This is a genomic window from Micromonospora sp. NPDC005194 (genome assembly GCF_040608335.1).
Lineage (GTDB): Bacteria > Actinomycetota > Actinomycetes > Mycobacteriales > Micromonosporaceae > Micromonospora.
Genome location: NZ_JBEXIA010000086.1, coordinates 1 through 1,621, shown reverse-complemented (window position 1 = coordinate 1,621; position 1,621 = coordinate 1). Strand labels below are relative to the sequence as shown.

At 69.8% G+C, this 1,621-nt stretch carries 2 protein-coding genes; both read right to left on the bottom strand.

Annotation, left to right across the window (positions count from 1 at the left end; genetic code table 11):
- Positions 1-131: 131 nt before the first annotated feature.
- Positions 132-848: a 50S ribosomal protein L1 gene (rplA, locus tag ABZU53_RS31690; protein ID WP_234583444.1), complete on the bottom strand. Its 717-nt coding sequence runs from the start codon at positions 846-848 to the stop codon at positions 132-134.
- A gap of 78 nt (positions 849-926) precedes the next feature.
- Positions 927-1,358, bottom strand: a complete 432-nt coding sequence (rplK, locus tag ABZU53_RS31685; RefSeq protein ID WP_007465329.1) for a 50S ribosomal protein L11 — start codon at positions 1,356-1,358, stop codon at positions 927-929.
- Between the last annotated feature and the right edge of the window lie 263 nt (positions 1,359-1,621).

The window sequence follows — 1,621 nt, the reverse complement described above, 5'->3', positions numbered from 1 at the left end:
TCAAATATACTCTATTACCCTCCCCTATTCACTTCCGTTACCCCCCCCTTGGTTTGGTGCGCCCCACCCCCCCCCCGCGGGGGGCCGCCGCCACGATCGTGGCGGCGCCCCGGTACGAGCGAACTGTCGGCTCAGGCCTCGGCCTGGTCCTCACGGAGGTTCTTCACCAGGTTCGGGTCGACCGGGACACCCGGGCCCATGGTGGTGGTGAGGATGACCTTGCGGAGGTACTTGCCCTTAGCCGCGGACGGCTTGGCGCGCAGCACCTCGTCGAGCACCGCGGCGTAGTTGTCCACCAGCTGGGTCTCCGTGAAGGAGGCCTTGCCGATGATCAGGTGCAGGTTGGAGTGCTTGTCCACCCGGAAGGTGATCTTGCCGCCCTTGATGTCCTGCACCGCCTTGGTGACGTCCATGGTCACCGTGCCGGTCTTCGGGTTCGGCATGAGACCGCGCGGGCCCAGGATCCGCGCGATCCGGCCGATCTTGGCCATCTGGTCCGGCGTGGCGATCGCCGCGTCGAAGTCGAGCCAACCACCCTGGATGCGGGCGACCAGCTCGTCGGTGCCCACCTCGTCCGCACCCGCCGCGGCGGCCTCTTCGGCCTTCGCGCCACCGGCGAACACGATCACGCGGGCGGTCTTACCGGTGCCGTGCGGCAGGTTGACCGTGCCGCGGACCATCTGGTCCGCCTTGCGGGGGTCGACGCCGAGGCGCATGGCGACCTCGACCGTGGCGTCGAACTTGACGTTGGTGGTCTCCTTGGCCAGCTTCACGGCCTCGGAGGGGGTGTAGAGCTTCGACCGGTCGATGACGTCGGCGGCCTTGCGGTAGCTCTTGCTGCGCTGCATTGCTGATTACTCCTGTGGTCTCTGGCGGGCCGCTCGGCGCGGGCCCTCCCACGGTCGGGTCGTCGGCGAGGCCGAACGTCAGTCGCTGACGGTGATGCCCATCGACCGGGCGGTGCCGGCGATGATCTTCTCGGCCTGGTCCAGGTCGTTGGCGTTGAGGTCGGCCATCTTCTTCTCGGCGATCTCACGCAGCTGGGCGCGGCTCACCGAGCCGACCTTCTCGGCCTGCGGGACGCCCGAGCCCTTCTGCACACCGGCGGCCTTGATCAGCAGCCGGGCGGCAGGCGGGGTCTTCAGCACGAAGCTGAAGGACCGGTCCTCGAACACGCTGATCTCGGCGGGGACGATGTCGCCCCGCTGGGACTCGGTCTGCGCGTTGTAGGACTTGCAGAACTCCATGATGTTCACGCCGTGCTGGCCGAGCGCGGGGCCGACCGGCGGCGCCGGCGTGGCCTGGCCCGCCGGCAGCTGAAGCGTGAACGTCTTGACGAGCTTCTTCTTCGGAGGCATGTCACTTCCTGGGGCTTGGAGCTGGGAAAATGCGGCCGTCGCCGCCCTCGGGGACGCGCACGGTCAGCGCGGTGCGACAGCGGCGACGTTCAAGAGTAGCGCAGGCCGCAGCCCGCTCGTCCGCCGAGGTCGAGCGGGAGGGCGTACGCCGACGTCGGGGGGGGGGCCGGGCCCCCCGCGCCCCCCCGGGACGAATTTGGGACCCGGAGCGGCTAGCGCGGGGGGGGGGAGCAGGGGAGGGTGGGGGGGGGGTGGGGGAGGGG

Coding starts and splice junctions, on each gene's coding strand:
- rplA (WP_234583444.1), bottom strand. CDS start 848: ATGCAGCGCAGCAAGAGCTACCGCAAGGCCGCCGACGTCATCGACCGG.
- rplK (WP_007465329.1), bottom strand. CDS start 1,358: ATGCCTCCGAAGAAGAAGCTCGTCAAGACGTTCACGCTTCAGCTGCCG.